The organism is Lacibacter sp., assembly GCF_035299325.1.
In the GTDB taxonomy this organism is placed as follows: domain Bacteria; phylum Bacteroidota; class Bacteroidia; order Chitinophagales; family Chitinophagaceae; genus Lacibacter.
Window position 1 is genome coordinate 21,358 of sequence record NZ_DATGWT010000007.1, and the last position, 16,489, is coordinate 37,846.

Sequence of the window (16,489 nt, forward strand, 5' to 3'; positions counted from 1 at the left end):
GCTTTTGACCTTTCAGTTTTGCCTTTATAATTTATCCCATCAAACAAAAGATCACCGGTTGCCTATGCAGCTCCGGTATTTGTTTTTTCCACTCAGCTACCGTTTTTGTTTGAATGAATTCATTTGCCGCAGTAAGATTTGCTGCAATGCAGATGCGTGTTTGCGGTTTGCAGCTTTTCAAAATGGTTTCCAGTAATTGATTATTGCGGTAAGGTGTTTCAATAAATACCTGCGTGCTTTGGAATTTCGCAGATAATTCTTCCAGTTGATTTAATTTCCGTTTACGCTGTGGTTCTTCAATGGGCAAGTAACCAACAAAGGAGAACTGTTGTCCATTCATACCACTTGCCATCAATGCCAATAAAATGGAGCTTGGTCCAACTAATGGTTTTACTATTGCACCAACCTGATGTGCAGCTTCAACCAACACCTGCCCGGGATCTGCAATACCCGGACAACCCGCTTCACTGATGATGCCAATTGTTTTGCCTGCTTTCAGCTTTTGCATAAACTGGTTCTTCACCTGTGCTTCTGCTTTATGAATAATGAACCATTCATAATCATCGATCACAATGGCCTTGTCCAGTTTTTTCAGGTAACGCCTTGCTGTGCGGTCATTCTCTACAAAAAATACATTGCATTGCTTTACTGCATCCAACACATAAGCAGGAATAGCTTGCAGACTTTCATCTTCTAAAGGCGCAGGAATTAAATAAACAACAGACAATTGAATAGAGTTTTAATCAGTAAACAGCAAATGTAAGCCTTACGGATTATCATCGGGGTGATATAAACTCAACGTAGCAGCAATCACCGCATAAGCAGGTGCCAAAACCCAACCTAAAAATGGTACAAGGTGCATCAGGAAAAACACCATGCCGTTACCAATGGCTAATCCTTTCCGGTTGCTGATAAACGCAATACTTTGCGACGGAGAAAGTTTATGGCGTTCAGTGCTGTAATCGAGCATAGAAAAACCATAGTAATAACATTCAACCAGGAAAGCGATCAACGGACTGATCCAGCCCACCACAGGAATCAATGAAAGTAACAGAATGCTGATGATATAAACAGTTTGCCACAAAGTATTCCTTAAAGCTAAACGAATGGCCCGCCAGATATCACTCAACAGTTGTTTCATACTGAAGGGGTAATCATTTCCCTCAATAATATTTTCTGTTTTTTCGCTCAGGTATGCAAAAACCGGCGAACCCACAACAAGGAACACAAATTTGAATAAAGAGAAATAGAAGAACAGCAGGATCAAACGCACCATAATACTTGCTGTAATAAACAGGAAGTTGATGAAGCTGTTATTCATTGAATCGAGCCAACTTTTAATGCCAACTACGTTGAACAACCAATCAAGAAAATCGCTGCTCGAGTTCCAGAACAACCACATCCCGCCCATGAACAAAAGCATATAAACGAAGCCCGGAATGAGGATCCATTTCCATAACTTGTGGCGAACAATAAATTGATGCGCCCTGAAATAAGCCTGTACCGATATAACAAGTTCCTTTAGCAAACGATCTGTTTTTAATTGAATAAATTCCGGTGTGCTTTACAGGCAATGTGGCAAAATACAACAAAATGCAAAAGCTCAGCACAGATTTTTATGAGCGTGATGATGTTGTACAGATCGCAAAGGATCTGTTAGGGAAATATATCATCACCAAATTTGATCAGCAAACTACTGTTGGGCGCATTGTTGAAACAGAAGCTTATGCAGGGATTATTGATAAAGCATCGCATGCTTACAACAACCGACGAACCGCAAGAACAGAAGTGATGTTTGGCCCGGCAGGTGTTTCGTATGTGTATCTCTGTTATGGTATTCATCATTTATTCAATGTGGTGTGTAATGTAAAAGATAAACCAGATGCGGTGCTCATTCGTGGTATTGAGCCGGTTGAAGGGATTAATGTAATGCTGCGGCGTTTTAATAAAGAAAAAGCAGACAGCAGTATTGGTCGTGGCCCCGGCAATGTAAGCAAAGCATTAGGCATCTCAACAAAACACACAGGATTACAATTGCAAAGCAGACATATCTGGCTGGCGGAAGATGTTGTATCGACCTCTTTTAATGTTCTTACCTCTCCCCGCATCGGCGTTGATTACGCAGGTGACCATGCTCTGTGGCTCTACCGTTTTTTTATTGGAGGACATCCACAGGTAAGTAAACATGCATTTAATAAAACTGCCATCTCATTATTCTAATTGTCAGAACTTCTGAACTCAGAACTAAAAAACTATATTTATCTCATGGAGTTCGTCAAAAAAAATCAATACCGGATTTCTCTTTTATCCGGCATTGTTCTATCGCTTGCTGCGTATCTCTTCAATCCATTCGGGTTAGATGCAACCGCCAACAAAGCAGTAGCTGTTGCCGTTCTCATGATCACCTGGTGGATCAGCGAAGCATTACCTATGCCTGCTGTCGCACTCATTCCTTTGGTGTTGTTGCCTTTGCTGAACATCAGCAGCATGGAGGAAATTGCAAAAGCTTACAGCAATCCTGTGATCTTTTTATTTATGGGTGGATTTATGATCGGTCTCGCCATTGAAAAATGGAATCTGCATAAACGTATTGCCTTGCGTATTGTACAAAAAACGGGTACCAGCGGCAACCGCATCATCCTCGGGTTTATTATTGCCACTGCATTCTTAAGTATGTGGCTGAGCAATACGGCTACAACCATGATGATGTTTCCAATTGCATTAAGTGTAATTGCTGTAATGAAAGATCATCAACAGGAAGGTACCAGTCTTCCGAATTTTTCATTGGCATTGATGCTGGTGGTAGCATACGCCAGTAATATCGGCGGTATATCAACTATCATCGGTACGCCGCCAAATGTTGCCTTTGTTGCATTCATTGAAAAGAAATACAATTACGATATTCAGTTTATTGATTGGTTGATGGTATGTACACCTATTGCTATTCTGTTGCTCATTGCGTTGTATGTTGTATTGGTGAAATGGATGTTCCCCAGCCGCATCAGCAACAGTACACAAGCCAATCAATACATCAGCGATGAGATCAAAGCATTGGGGAAGATGTCGGTGGCTGAAAAAAGAGTGCTCGCTATTTTTATCGGCACTGCGTTGTTATGGATCACAAAAGATCTGTTGAATCAATTGGGATGGTTCAAGTTAAATGACAGTATGATTGCACTCATTGGTGCATTGTTTTTATTTGCCACACCTGCAGGTAAAAAGGCCGATGATAAAATATCCATGTTACTAACGTGGACCGATACCTCAAAAATGGCCTGGGGTATTTTGTTATTGTTTGGCGGTGGTATTGCATTGGCTAATTCATTAGAGCAGGTGGGTGTAATGGCACAGGTGGGCAAATGGCTGGCCGGTTTCAGTAATATGCACGGATTGTTACTCGTGTTACTCATTGTTGTAATCTGTATTTTCTTAAGTGAAGTAATGAGCAATGTTGCGCAGGTAATTGTATTAGCACCGGTGCTCGCTTCCTTAGCCGATGCTTTGCAACTTGATCCGCTCCTGCTGGGTATTCCCATGACGCTTGCTGCAAGCGCTGCCTCCATGATGCCGATGGGCACACCGCCGAATGCGATTGTGTTCAGCAGTGGTCATATCAAATTAAAAGACATGATGAAAGTAGGATTGGTGATGAACATTGTGAGCATTATTCTCATTACGTTGTTCTGTTGGTATGTGTTGCCGCTAGTGATGTCAGTAATAATAAAATAGAAAATGTTGATGCGCACTGCATATCTGCTGGTCAGGTAGCCCGAGAGTGACTTGCACCAATTCGTCAAAAACGTTGAAAATTTTGCCGCAAAAAAGGTTGCAGAAAAGAGAAGGAAACAGTATGTTTATCAGCAACGTTTCTTTATTCACTTCAACCATCGCATATGAAACAACGACTGTTTAAATGGATGAAACGGATCTTCCTCGGATTGCTGATTTTGATTATGGCATTATTGATTGCCGGTTATACCTACGAAAGTATTTCCCGGAAAAATGTAAAGAAAAAATTTCCCCCTCCCGGGCAGCTGGTTGATATTGGTACACACAAACTTCATTTCCGTATCAGCGGCAGCGGTAACGAAACAATTGTGTTTGATGCAGGCAGTGGCGAACAGGGTTCGTATGGTTTTCTGATGCTGGAAGAAGAATTGGGGAAACATGCAACGCTTATCAGTTACGACCGTGCAGGTATTAACTGGAGCGAACAAGGACCAGCTGAGCGTAACGGTGTACGTATAGCCGATGAGTTGTACGCTGCACTTCAAAAATTGGGGTCAAAGGGCCCGTTGTATTGGTTGGTCATTCGCAGGGAGGTTTGCATATGATCCAGTTTGCAAAGAAATATCGCTCCATGGTAAAAGCGTTGGTGTTGATGGATGCACCATTGCCCTCTTCGTTTAACGATATGCCGCAAGCGTTAAAAAATGTAATGGGCGGTTCTTCTTCGCAAATGAAAATGGCCACATTCATGGCCAACTTTGGTGTAATGCGTTTAACCGCACCTCCTCCGCAGCCTGCTCCGTTTAAAGTAAATGGATTGAATACAGATTCAATTGAACAGGTGATCGCTGACATGTTACCAGCCACATTGGTGAATGGTGTTTTTCCGGAGGTGGAACATTCTGTTATGAAAAATGATATCGTGGTGAACGATGGCATGCTCGACAGCTTGCCGGTGCGTATCATTTCAAGCAGAAGTTTTATACGAAGTGTAAACGAAGGTCCTCCAGGCTGGAACGAAACACTTCAACAGAAGTTTGTGGATTATTGGGAACGTAATCAATCTGCACTGGTAAAATTATCAGCCAACAGTAAACGAATCATACTCGACAGCAGCGGACATGCTATGCATGTAACACAACCCGCTGTTGTTATTGAAACAATTTTAAGTGTAACGCTTGATCAATTACCGGAATAGCAGGTAACTGCTTTTGCTTTCATTAAGCCTGTTTAATCGGCTTGCAGAGCATGCACATTTATTGATGCTTTGCCTGATCGTTGAATTGCCACAGCACATTTACAATTTTCCAGGTGCCGTTTAGTTTGGTGAGATGCATGTAATCGATCCAGTCATCAGCAATAAGTTTGATGGAAGCAGTACGGTCGCTGACATCGAGCAGCTTCACTTCTTTTTTGGGATTAGCCGGAAACTTATCGCCTTTGGCATTGTAGCGCTCGGCAAGAATGATCATGTTTTCTGCAAAATACTCGTAGAGAAAATCTTTGCCTGTTGCTTTGTCGTTCCAGAAGGTGCGTTTTACCAACCGTTGGTGCAGGGCACGTTCCATTTGGGCAGCGTTGGGTTTGTGTTGTGATTCAATATAATCCAATGCTGCACGAGTGATGGCAGCGCTGTCTTCTTTTGTTTGGGCAGTTGCTGAAAAGCTAAGGCTAATTAATAATACGAACAGCAGATGAAAAGGTTTGTTCATTTTTGTGTTGTTTGTTGAAGAATGATATGGCAGACAAAAATAAAAATTGAAACAATACAGGTGATGTGATAATGATGTGGTTTTATTGTTGAAACAGCAGTGCGTTCTTCCCGTATATTTAGCATACCATTTAACTACTGCATATGAAACGTAGAGATTTTCTCCGCAACAGTACATTGGCCGGTGCTACCACATTGGTTGCTACCGCCTGTACTACCAATACAAACGAAACGAAAACAACCACCGAACCAGCAGCAGCTGATGATGTGTTTGAATTAAACGAACTCACAATCGATGAACTGCAACAAAAAATGGTGGCGGGTACCTACTCAAGTGAACAACTCACCAACTTATACCTGCAACGTATTGCTGCCATTGATAAAAGCGGACCAACGCTCAACTCGGTGATTGAACTGAACCCCGATGCAGTGTCGATCGCCAAACAAATGGATGCAGAACGCAAGGCCGGCAAACTGCGTGGACCGTTGCATGGTATTCCGGTATTGATCAAAGACAATATTGATACAGCCGATAAAATGATGACAACAGCGGGTTCGCTTGCACTGGCCGGACATGTGGCAACAAAGGATGCATTTATTGTTACGAAGTTACGTGATGCAGGTGCGGTGTTGCTGGGCAAAACAAATTTATCGGAGTGGGCAAATTTCAGATCAACCAAATCCTGTTCGGGTTGGAGCAGTCGTGGCGGACAAACAAAAAATCCATACATCCTCGATCATAATCCATGTGGTTCAAGTTCGGGTTCGGGTGTGGCGGTTGCTGCTAATTTATGTGCGGTGGCAGTGGGTACGGAAACGGATGGATCGGTTACATGTCCGGCATCGGTAAACGGAACGGTGGGTATTAAACCAACAGTTGGTTTGCTGAGCCGCAGTGGTATCATTCCGATTTCTGCAACCCAGGATACGGCCGGTCCACTTGCACGTACGGTGAAAGATGCGGCAATTTTATTAGGTGCCATGACAGGTGTTGATGCGAATGATGGCATCACCAAAGAAAGCGAAGGAAAAGCAGTAACTGATTATACAAAATACCTTGATGCAAATGCATTGAAAGGGAAACGCCTTGGTGTTGAGAAAAAGAAATATGAAAACCAGTTTTTGAATCGGCTGCAGGAGAATGCCATTGCACTCATGAAACAACAAGGTGCAGAAATAATTGAACTGGAGTACTTAGATAAACTGAATGCATTGGGTGGGGCTGAGTATGAGTTGATGAAGTTTGAATTTAAAGATGGACTCAATAAATATTTGTCAACAGCAAATGCCAATGTAAAAACCATTGCCGATGTAATTGCTTTCAACAAAACAAATGAAGACAAGGTAATGCCTACGTTTAAACAGGAAACAATGGTGATGAGTGAAGCAATGGCCGGGCTCGACAGCAAAGAATACAAAGAAGCGTTTGAGAAAAGTCATGTTGGTTCAAAGAAGATCATTGATGCTGTGTTACAGGAAAATAAACTCGATGCGTTGTTTGGTTTAACGATGGGGCCTGCCTGCAGCATTGACACCATTTACGGTGATCGTTGGGGTGATGTGTTTCTTACATCGCCTGCAGCCATGAGTGGTTATCCACACATCAGCGTACCATGCGGTATGGTGTATGCATTGCCGGTTGGTCTTTCGTTTTTCAGCACGGCGTATAAAGAAGGCGAATTGATCGCTCTTGCCTATGCATTTGAACAGGCGGGCAAGCACAGGCAAAAGCCGGAGTTTAAGAAAGCGTTTTTATAACCGTTAATAATAGAGGTGCTTTGTAACATTTGTTACCATGTATGGCAGATAGCCGGTCTATATTCGTTGCTGTAATATTGCAACTATGGGCCGGGTATACAGATCCTTCATTCTCTTTTTTTCGTTACTCATTTCAAGTCATCTTTTTTCACAAACTGTACCGTTTAGCATTTCACTTGAACCTGTTAGCATTGATGGGCTTGGCGGACTACAATCATTCGCAGTTGGACAGCACAAAGGCAAGTGGTTAATTGCAGGTGGACGGTTAGATGGATTGCACAGAAGACAACCCTTTGCCAGTTTTAATAAAGAGGGTTTCAACAATCAACTGATTGTGATCGATCCCATGGGTTTACAAAAATGGACTGCATCGGTTTCGATGTTGCCGGTTTCGATACAGGAGCAATTGCAGTCAACAAATATGCAGTTTCATCAAAACGGCCGGTATCTCTACTTGCTTGGTGGATACGGCTATAGTGCAACCGAAGGAACACATACTACATTTCCTTTTTTAACGGCCATTGATGTGTCAAGAGTTATTGAAGCGATTATTAATAAGAAAGATTTTTCTTCTTATATCCGGCAAATCAGCGATCCACAGTTTCAGGTTACCGGTGGAAGGTTAGATCAAATAAATGACATTTATTATTTAGTTGGCGGACAAAAATTTATTGGCCGCTATAATCCAATGGGTCCCGATCACGGTCCGGGCTTTTTACAGGAGTATACCAATCAAATAAGAAAATTCAGCATTGCAGATAACGGAGCAGCTATCCGCATTAAGCATTTGCCCGGCTTTACAGATGCAGAAAATTTACACCGGAGAGATTACAATGTACTTCCACAAATATTACCAACTGGTGAAGAAGGATTAACTGCGTTCTCCGGCGTTTTTCAACAACAGGAAGACATGCCCTTTTTAAATGCTGTAACGATCAACAGCAAAGGGTATTTTGTCAACAACAACTTTCAGCAGTACTACAATCATTATCATTGCGCCAATATTCCGTTATACTCTGCATCGAAGAATGAAATGCACAACTTGTTTTTTGGCGGCATCGCTCAATACTACGACAGTGCCGGCATCCGCATTCGGGATGATAATGTTCCGTTCGTGAAAACCATTGCAAGTGTTACAAGAAATGCAAACGGAATAATGACGGAAACAAAATTACCGGCAGAGATGCCCGCATTGCTGGGGGCCGGCTCCGAATTTATACCTGTTGAATCATTGCCGAGATATAAGAATGGCGTATTGAAATTAGATGAGTTAACAACCACCCCAACTGTCATTGGCTATATTTATGGCGGAATCAGCAGTACCGCAGCAAATATATTCTGGTTCAATAACGGTACACAAAGTGCGGCCAGCAGCCAGATCTTTAAAGTGAACCTTACAAAGAACTAATGCCTGCATTCTTAAGAAATGTTTTCGGCTTATGTAAGTTTTTGTTTCCATTTCGCAACCTATGGTTTATAAGGTCTAACTTATACTGGCTAGCAATCAGGTGAGGAGGAACAATAACAGCATGGAACAGGCTTTTCTACTAGACATACAGAACAATCAAAACATCATTTACAAGGTTTGCAACTTGTATCGTGATAGTCGTGAAGATCAGGAAGACCTGTTCCAGGAGATCGTGTACCAACTCTGGAAAGCTTACCCAAGCTTTAAAGGCGAATCGAAATTGAGTACATGGATGTATCGCATTGCATTGAATACTGCTATTGCAGCCTATCGCAAACCAAAGGTTGATATCAGTTATCCCAAAGAACTTCCTGATCAGGTGCAGTATACAACTGAGCTTAACAGTTCAGAAAACGAAGAGCGGTTGTTTTGTGCCCTGCGTATTTTAACTGATGCAGAGAAAGCGGTGATCTCACTTTACCTCGAAGATTTCAGCTACCAGGAAATTGCTGCCATTACCGGATTAACGGAAGGCAATGTAGGAGTACGATTAAACCGTATCAAAACAAAATTAAAAGAACGATTAAACTAAATTTATGGAACTGAATGAATTAAAATCGGGCTGGCAAAATGCCGGCGGTAATTACAGAACAGAAGCTGATCTGGAACGTATGACGAACATCAATCAACATCCCACGCTGAAAAGGATACGCATCAAAATGATCATTGAAACCGTTGTGCTTTCGTTTTTCTTGTTTGTGTACTACGATTGGTTTGATGGCGATAAAAAACCATTGTATGCTAACTTGCTGCTGTTTACCGGCGCACTCTTGTATATTTTGAATGATGTGATTGGCTATATCACCTTAGCAAAACCGGTGATGAAAGAAAACCTGCGATCATCTGTACAACACTTGTTGCAGAAAGTGAAGCGGTTATCAATGCTGTCACTGGTTGTTTCGTTTTTCTACAGTGTTTGTATGCTTACTTTTTTTCTGTCGGTGATTACGTTCACCAAAGAGAAAAGTTTTATTCTGCTGGGGATGATACTTGTACTGGTGCAGCTTACACATATCTCTTATAAAGTGTGGCGCAACTGGATATTGAAACTGGAATTGCAGGTGAAAGACTTTGCTGAACCGAACTAAGTTGATACATTCAATACTTACTATCGTTAAAGAAGAAAGCCCCCGATCTCTCGGGGGCTTTCTAAATGACTTCAATGCTTTGGGTTTTCTTGTCCGTATTATCCTTTTTCGCAGGGTACAGAAGTCATTCGGTTTTCATAGAGCCGTAATTCAAAACGGGCGTCTTTTGGATACTTGGTTTTCAATACTGCTTTACAGCAAGGTTAGGATTTGGATTTTGGTTCTTGGGTTTGGATTGGATTTTTTCAGTCTTTCAATTGGATATTGTTTTCTGCTTTCTTGATGTAAAACTACATCCGCCAAACGCACAGCACAACTAATTTGTCATTGCATTTTCAAAAACAAACAGCAGCATGCACTGCTGCTAAGTGGCTGTACTTAGTGGTTATTTAAAGAAAGTACACGTGTTGAAAAGAACGACAGGAGCCACTGTTGTTTGTACTACAATTTCATGCAACAATAACGACAGTTGCGTAGAAGTTGCATAGGCAACATGGATATGCACAGGTATGTGTATATCCTGTTTTAATCAAATTGATGTTGATATAGAGAAATAAATTTAATATTGAGCTGTAAACCAGAACTCCCAAAAACCACTTACATGAAATCAATTCTACTTTCATTCCTTTCCCTCGTGCTTTTCCATCAACTGAGTGCCCAATGCACAGGCATGGGCAGCATCAATTACCAGCAATGGAATAACATAACGGGCGGCAACATCAGCAATCTTACTTCCAATGCCAACTATCCCAATAACCCGTCGGTAACGGGGACACGAACATCATTTGAAATGCCAACCAACATTGGCAGCAACCTTGGTATCAGGATGAACGGCTATCTCTGTGTGCCAACCACAGGCACTTATTATTTCTGGATCGCTGCTGATAACGCAGGTGAACTTTGGCTAAGCACCACATCGAGCTCAGCTAATAAAGTAAGGATCGCTTACACTTCCAAGGCAACAAAATACCGCCAGTGGAATGCATCAGCAACACAAAAATCAGTTGCTGTTTCTTTAGTGGCAGGTACAAAATATTATGTTGAAGCACTGATGAAAGAAACAACCGGAAGCGACAATCTTTCTGTTGGTTGGGCTAAACCGGGCCAAAGCACATCTGCTCCCAGTGAAATCATTCCTGGTAGCAGCCTTTCAACTCAGTTGGTAACGGATACCGAAGCGCCTTCTGCACCTGCTAATCTTTCGGCCGATTTTATTACAACATCTTCTTTTGTTTTGAAATGGAATGCTTCAACCGATAACATTGGCGTTACTGGTTATGATATTTACCGCAATGGCGTTAAGATCAACAGCAGTACACTTACATACACATCTTACAGTGTAACAGGTCTTGCAGCAAATACAATGTATAATATGACGGTTCGTGCAAAAGATGCAGCCGGTAATGAATCAACAAGTGCTGTGTTTCCTGTAACAACAATTTCATCTGTTGCAGCATCTGAATCGTTTAGTGTTCGTACAGTAATTGACCGCCAGCGTATGCCGCATGATCTGGTGTATGGTCCTGATAATAATATCTGGTACACTGAACGTTTTGCCGGTACCGTTAGTTTTGTTAATCCGGCATCGGGAACAAAACGTATCGTATTGACATTGGGCAGCAAGATGGTGCGTGTTGGCGGACAGGATGGTTTGATGGGTCTTGCATTGCATCCTGCATTCAACTCAGGAAAACCATTTGTATATATTGCTTATACTTATCAATCGCTCAGTGCTACTGTTCGCAGAATGCGGATTGAACGTTATACTTATGATGCGTTTACGCAAACGTTAATTGAGCCGGTTACAATTCTTGAAAATATTCCCGGCAGTAATGATCATAATTCAGCACGATTGGCCATTGGTCCCGATGAGAAATTGTATTTCAGTGTGGGCGATATGGGAGCAGGTCAATACGATAACATCAGTCGTGCAAACAATTCACAAAATCTTTCAATCCTTGAAGGGAAGATTCTTCGTTTGAATACAGAATTAATAAGCGGTTCCTGGATACCTGCTGATAATCCATTCACAAGCGGTGGTCAGCCAACTGCTGTTTATTCACTCGGTCATCGCAATCCGCAAGGTTTGGTATGGGGCAATGTAAATGGTGTAAATATTTTATACAGCACTGAGCATGGTCCATATAGTGATGATGAAGTGAATGTGATTGAAAGCGGAAGAAATTTTGGCTGGCCGCAAGTGGCAGGTTATTGCGATGGTAACTACAATGGCCGCAATATTGGAGGCTTTAACGTAGTGAGTGAACAGGTGAATTGCGCAACCTTAAATGCTAAAGAACCATTACGTTCAATTTATCCGGCAGTGAATCCTCCATCAGGTGGCGATAATATGCTGTGGCCTTCTATGGCTCCATCGGGTACTGAGTTTTATGGCAGCACGGCAATTCCCGGCTGGCAGAATTCAGTATTAGTAGCGATGTTGAAAGCGGGCACCATTACCCGTTACCAGTTAAGTAATGATGGTTTGCAGATCATTTCAGACACCATTAATTATTTCCGTGGCATGGGTCGTTTCCGTGATGTGGTGGTAAGCAGTGATGGTACAAAAATTTATGTGGCTACCGATTCAAGTGGTTCAACATCCGGCCCGACAGGTAACGTTACAACAACACCTGCAAATCCCGGATGTATTCTTGAGTTTACTTTTAATGGCGGAGCATTCCGTCAGTTTGTGCAAACAACTCCTGTTGATAACAGGGTAAAAGAAGAGAAGAAGGATAAGACAATTGATATCTATCCGAATCCTGCTACCAACTTTATTGTTGTATACAACTACAGTACAGAAGCAGGTCGCCTGATTGAACTCTTTGATGTGAAGGGACGCAGAGTAAAACAACAGGCTGCGAATGGCCTGGCAACACGTATGGAAACAAGTGAATTACCTGCAGGTATGTATGTACTTCGTATTACTGCTGCAAGTGGTACAGTGTTACGTACAGAAAAGTTGATCATTAACCGATAGTTCTTTCCTGATGTATCATACAGGCTGGCTCAATTCTGAGCCGGCCTTTTTTTATGAAAAATTGTGATTGGTGAAATCCAATGCTTCTCCGTCTTCGTAACTAAGTTCTAAACTCACACGAATGAAGAAGACAACTCAACTCGTTGGCCTCATTGTAATGTTATGCTCTGTTCTTTTCATGAGCTGTAGCAAGATCAACGATGGCAATAAAAACGGTAAAGGACCTAAACTCGAATTTTTTGCCTTGATCAACAGCAATACACTTGCTAAATACGATGCATCAAAACCTGAAAATGCAATTTCAAGTGTGTCAATTACAGGAATGCAATCAGCAGAAACAATGCTTGCTATTGATTTTCGTCCTGCAACCGGTCAATTATATGGTGTGGGCAGCAGCAGCCGTATTTATGTAATTAATACCGCAACAGGAGAAGCAAGAGCCATTGGAACTGGAGCATTTACACCAGCATTGGCGGGTGATGTAGCAGCTTTCGATTTTAATCCAACTGTAGATCGCATCCGTTTAATTTCAACGGGTGGACAGAATCTTCGTCTCAATCCTGAAACAGGAACAGTGGCAGCTGTTGACGGCGCACTTAATATAAGCGGTGCAGCCAATGGAAATATTTCAGGTGCTGCTTATACTGAAAACAAAGCAGGTGCGGCAACAACTGTGTTATTTGATATTGATGTAAACAATGATATTCTTTATAAACAAGACCCACCAAATGCAGGTGGACTAGTGGCCGTTGGTAACCTTGGCGTTGATCTGTCAGGAACAGGCGAGTTTGATATTGCTGCATCAGACAATATCGCACTTGCAGTGTACGGTAGCGGCAGCACAGCTGCTGTATTTACAATTGATCTTTCATCTGGCAAAGCAGAAAACGTAGGTATGCTTGGAGGAGCAACTACTGTTAGAGGGATTGCTATTCCAACCCATCCTGTTGCTTATGCTGTGCTAAACGGATCAACATTACTCATCCTTAATCCTGACGCCCCTGTTGCGGTTAGTAAATCAATTTCAGGTACGGTAGCCGGCGAGTCAATTGTTGGTTTGGATTTTCGTCCTGCCAACGGTCAGCTTTATGCGCTGGGCAGCAGTAGTCGTCTTTACAGCATCAATGCAGCAAGTGGTGCAGCTGTGCAGGTTGGTACACAGTTTTCAACCTTACTCACAGGAACAGATTATGGTTTTGATTTCAACCCAACTGTTGACCGCATTCGTGTGGTAAGTAATCTTGGTTTAAATCTTCGTCTGCATCCAACTACCGGTGCAGTAGCAGCTGTTGATCTTAATTTAACAGAAGGTTCATCAGTAGGTGGGGCAGCTTATACAAACAATTTTGCAGGAGCAACAACAACGGTGTTGTTTGATATTGATCCTGCAGTTGATAAATTATACAAACAGGATCCGCCGAATAATGGTACGCTTGTAGCCATTGGTGATCTTGGTTTGAATGCAACAGCTGTTGGTGGTTTTGATATTGGTGGAACGAGTGGTAATGCCTGGGCTGTTTTAACTGTAGATGGAAAAACACGTATACACAAGATCAATTTAAGCAACGGATCAGCTTCTCCTTCACCTGCTAACTTCGAATTCACTGGCGGTGCAATAACGGCATTTGCAATCGGTTTAGGATTTTAGTGCTGATGGTGAGTAGTTTTTAGTGAGAGCAGGGCGAAAGCCCTGCTTTTTTGTTTCCATGATCACCTGATGCAATGAATAATAGGGAATGATAAAAAAAAATTACTTTAGGGGTAACATTTAACTGCTTGTCTTTATCTACTCTTAACAACTGCATGAAATTCTTTATCGCACATATTATCCTGTTGCTTTGCAGTACTGCTTTGTTTGCACAAGCAGATACAGCTGTACTTGTTACGCAAAAAGAAAACAAGGTTTCTTTTAAAGCAAGTCTGCCAACGCTCACGCAAATCCCCGGTGCTCCTAAACCGTTCTATACTTACTTGTGGGATTTTGGTGATGGACATTTCAGCACCGAAGAAAATCCCGAACACGTGTATGCAAAGGAAGGAGATTACGAAGCAGTATTGTATGCAGTGAATAATTATGATGATGGCAAGAAACCCGGCCGCAAACCAAAGAAGGTGGGTGTGAAGCAGGTGAATAAATCCTATCTCGCAGCAGTATCACCATCAGAGCAAAACTTCTTTAAAGCAAATGGTTTTTTTGAACTGAAGTATAACTGCATGGCCAAACCCGGCGACACCATGGTATTGATGGCCGGCTGGAAAAATGATGTGGCTGTAAATGGTAAAGTGTATCTCTTTATCAATGAAAAACAATTCGGACAAAACAGTTTTGATACAGCCGGTTTTCGTTTGTATAAGGATGCGGCGCTGATCAATGATAAGAATGCAATTGCATCTGTTCGTCCGTTCGACAATATGTTGCTTACAAGTAGCGGCAGTCCGGCATCACATTTTAAAGAAGAAAAAAAGTTCACCGGCGTTGAAAGCAAAACCTTTTTGATGAATATATTGAAAGGATACAGCAATGTATTTGCAGTGGATATTAAACAGGCAACCACCGATGCACAGTTTATGTTCACCAATCTTTATGTAACACCAGGCATGATCAAGGATACAAATGCAACCATCATCATTACAGGTTTGTTTGTGCCGGATACTGGTGGTGTGTATGTGCATCAATTGAATATCCCCATTGTTACGTCGCATGATCCAAACAAAATGAACCTGAAACATGGGCGGTTGAACTACCGTACACTCAAGAAAAGTAAATCGCTCAGTTATAAGATCCGTTTTCAGAATGATGGTGAAGGTCCGGCAAGAAAAATTAAATTAGCCATCACACTTCCATCGGCCATGGATCCGCAAACGATCAGTATCAAAGACATGTCGCCTTATTGTTTACCCTGCGACAGTGTGCCCACAAGAACGGGTTGCTGGGAGTTGGTCACCAATAAAGACAGTGCAGCATTTATCTTCAACGGAATTTATTTACCGGGCACCAACCAAAAAGGAGTAAATGATAAAGACAGCACCAAAGGCTTTGTAGAGTTTGATGTGAAGACAAAAAAGAAATTAGATAACCTTCCCTTCAAAGGAAGAACAGCTATTTATTTTGATAAGAATGAACCCGTAATTACCAATTTTGCTACAGGAAAATTTAAACCTGCACTTTCACCCATTGTAATGGCGGGTTATGAAATGAATCTTGGAGCCAATGGGTTGAGTGACGGTGTGAATGTTGGTGTGGGTATTGCAAGGCTTGCACCATACAAACCATATTTTCAATTTGAATTGTTTGGTAAGTATTATCAAACTACAACTGCTCAACAAACATTTCAAAGGCAGGGTGTGATAGTAATTGATGGAAAGAATTATGATTACCGTGGTTTCAGGGAGCAAATGCAATCACGAATAACACGTGTCGGTTTAGTGCCCTTGCATCTGCGTTATAATTTCAACGATCTCTTATCGGCTGGTGCGGGTGTGCGTGTAGATGCAGACTTTGCTGGTTCGATAGATACAAGCCGGACTTATCTGCTCAGCAATTTTAATGGACAGGTGAACTTTCCATACGATCTTAAAAGAAACAGTTCGGTAAAAATATTTTCGAATGCTGAGTTTCTTCCGTTTGTTGATGTGCAATTTGGGAAAGTTCGTCTTGGTCCGCAGGTGGGTACCCGTTTTTATTATGGCGGAACAAATCGATCTTATCTCTATTTTTATGCATCCTGGCGACTGTAACTCATTCATATCAA

14 protein-coding genes are annotated in these 16,489 nt (G+C 41.9%); 11 read left to right on the top strand and 3 right to left on the bottom strand.

Going from position 1 to position 16,489, the window contains the following annotated elements; all coding sequences use genetic code 11:
- Positions 1-31: 31 nt before the first annotated feature.
- A complete protein-coding gene (locus VK159_RS06010; protein ID WP_324229229.1) occupies positions 32-727 on the bottom strand; it encodes an SAM-dependent methyltransferase in 696 nt (231 codons plus the stop codon).
- A gap of 39 nt (positions 728-766) precedes the next feature.
- Positions 767-1,528, bottom strand: a complete 762-nt coding sequence (locus VK159_RS06015) for an EI24 domain-containing protein (RefSeq protein WP_324229230.1) — start codon at positions 1,526-1,528, stop codon at positions 767-769.
- Positions 1,529-1,593: 65 nt separating this feature from the next.
- On the opposite strand from VK159_RS06015, the gene VK159_RS06020 reads away from it, so the two are divergent.
- From VK159_RS06020 to VK159_RS06035, 4 genes are all read left to right on the top strand, one after another.
- Positions 1,594-2,220 carry a DNA-3-methyladenine glycosylase gene (locus tag VK159_RS06020; protein ID WP_324229231.1) on the top strand — a complete coding sequence of 209 codons (627 nt, stop codon included), beginning with the start codon at positions 1,594-1,596 and terminating at the stop codon, positions 2,218-2,220.
- Positions 2,221-2,265: 45 nt separating this feature from the next.
- On the top strand, positions 2,266-3,729 hold the full coding sequence (locus tag VK159_RS06025) for a DASS family sodium-coupled anion symporter (protein WP_324229232.1): 1,464 nt from the start codon (positions 2,266-2,268) through the stop codon (positions 3,727-3,729).
- Between the two features lie 164 nt (positions 3,730-3,893).
- Complete coding sequence (locus VK159_RS06030) at positions 3,894-4,334, top strand: hypothetical protein (RefSeq protein WP_324229233.1); 441 nt, start codon at positions 3,894-3,896, stop codon at positions 4,332-4,334.
- Complete coding sequence (locus tag VK159_RS06035) at positions 4,331-4,927, top strand: hypothetical protein (RefSeq protein WP_324229234.1); 597 nt, start codon at positions 4,331-4,333, stop codon at positions 4,925-4,927. Before VK159_RS06030 ends, VK159_RS06035 begins: the two co-directional genes overlap by 4 nt.
- A gap of 58 nt (positions 4,928-4,985) precedes the next feature.
- Here the strand turns inward: VK159_RS06035 and VK159_RS06040 are convergent, their stop codons facing one another.
- On the bottom strand, positions 4,986-5,441 hold the full coding sequence (locus tag VK159_RS06040) for a nuclear transport factor 2 family protein (RefSeq protein WP_324229235.1): 456 nt from the start codon (positions 5,439-5,441) through the stop codon (positions 4,986-4,988).
- A 143-nt stretch (positions 5,442-5,584) separates the two neighbouring features.
- Between VK159_RS06040 and VK159_RS06045 the strand changes: the two genes are divergently transcribed.
- The 7 genes from VK159_RS06045 (at position 5,585) to VK159_RS06075 (ending at position 16,475) form a co-directional block, all read left to right on the top strand.
- Positions 5,585-7,198 carry an amidase gene (locus VK159_RS06045; RefSeq protein WP_324229236.1) on the top strand — a complete coding sequence of 538 codons (1,614 nt, stop codon included), beginning with the start codon at positions 5,585-5,587 and terminating at the stop codon, positions 7,196-7,198.
- An 85-nt stretch (positions 7,199-7,283) separates the two neighbouring features.
- Entirely contained in the window at positions 7,284-8,606 is a 1,323-nt protein-coding gene (locus tag VK159_RS06050; protein WP_324229237.1) for a hypothetical protein, read from the top strand.
- 121 nt (positions 8,607-8,727) lie between these two features.
- Positions 8,728-9,198 carry a sigma-70 family RNA polymerase sigma factor gene (locus VK159_RS06055; RefSeq protein ID WP_324229238.1) on the top strand — a complete coding sequence of 157 codons (471 nt, stop codon included), beginning with the start codon at positions 8,728-8,730 and terminating at the stop codon, positions 9,196-9,198.
- 4 nt (positions 9,199-9,202) lie between these two features.
- A complete protein-coding gene (locus VK159_RS06060) occupies positions 9,203-9,754 on the top strand; it encodes a hypothetical protein (protein WP_324229239.1) in 552 nt (183 codons plus the stop codon).
- Between the two features lie 601 nt (positions 9,755-10,355).
- Entirely contained in the window at positions 10,356-12,737 is a 2,382-nt protein-coding gene (locus VK159_RS06065; RefSeq protein ID WP_324229240.1) for a PQQ-dependent sugar dehydrogenase, read from the top strand.
- 121 nt (positions 12,738-12,858) lie between these two features.
- Positions 12,859-14,385, top strand: coding sequence for a DUF4394 domain-containing protein (locus VK159_RS06070; RefSeq protein WP_324229241.1), 1,527 nt, complete (start codon positions 12,859-12,861; stop codon positions 14,383-14,385).
- Positions 14,386-14,540: 155 nt separating this feature from the next.
- The gene (locus VK159_RS06075) at positions 14,541-16,475 is read left to right on the top strand and encodes a DUF7619 domain-containing protein (RefSeq protein ID WP_324229242.1); all 1,935 of its coding nucleotides are present in this window, start codon (positions 14,541-14,543) and stop codon (positions 16,473-16,475) included.
- Positions 16,476-16,489 lie beyond the last annotated feature (14 nt).

Excerpts from the sequence above, each read along its gene's own strand:
- VK159_RS06020 (WP_324229231.1), top strand. The coding sequence starts at position 1,594 with ATGCAAAAGCTCAGCACAGATTTTTATGAGCGTGATGATGTTGTACAG.
- VK159_RS06025 (WP_324229232.1), top strand. The coding sequence starts at position 2,266 with ATGGAGTTCGTCAAAAAAAATCAATACCGGATTTCTCTTTTATCCGGC.
- VK159_RS06030 (WP_324229233.1), top strand. The coding sequence starts at position 3,894 with ATGAAACAACGACTGTTTAAATGGATGAAACGGATCTTCCTCGGATTG.
- VK159_RS06035 (WP_324229234.1), top strand. The coding sequence starts at position 4,331 with ATGATCCAGTTTGCAAAGAAATATCGCTCCATGGTAAAAGCGTTGGTG.
- VK159_RS06040 (WP_324229235.1), bottom strand. The coding sequence starts at position 5,441 with ATGAACAAACCTTTTCATCTGCTGTTCGTATTATTAATTAGCCTTAGC.
- VK159_RS06045 (WP_324229236.1), top strand. The coding sequence starts at position 5,585 with ATGAAACGTAGAGATTTTCTCCGCAACAGTACATTGGCCGGTGCTACC.
- VK159_RS06050 (WP_324229237.1), top strand. The coding sequence starts at position 7,284 with ATGGGCCGGGTATACAGATCCTTCATTCTCTTTTTTTCGTTACTCATT.
- VK159_RS06055 (WP_324229238.1), top strand. The coding sequence starts at position 8,728 with ATGGAACAGGCTTTTCTACTAGACATACAGAACAATCAAAACATCATT.
- VK159_RS06060 (WP_324229239.1), top strand. The coding sequence starts at position 9,203 with ATGGAACTGAATGAATTAAAATCGGGCTGGCAAAATGCCGGCGGTAAT.
- VK159_RS06065 (WP_324229240.1), top strand. The coding sequence starts at position 10,356 with ATGAAATCAATTCTACTTTCATTCCTTTCCCTCGTGCTTTTCCATCAA.
- VK159_RS06070 (WP_324229241.1), top strand. The coding sequence starts at position 12,859 with ATGAAGAAGACAACTCAACTCGTTGGCCTCATTGTAATGTTATGCTCT.
- VK159_RS06075 (WP_324229242.1), top strand. The coding sequence starts at position 14,541 with ATGAAATTCTTTATCGCACATATTATCCTGTTGCTTTGCAGTACTGCT.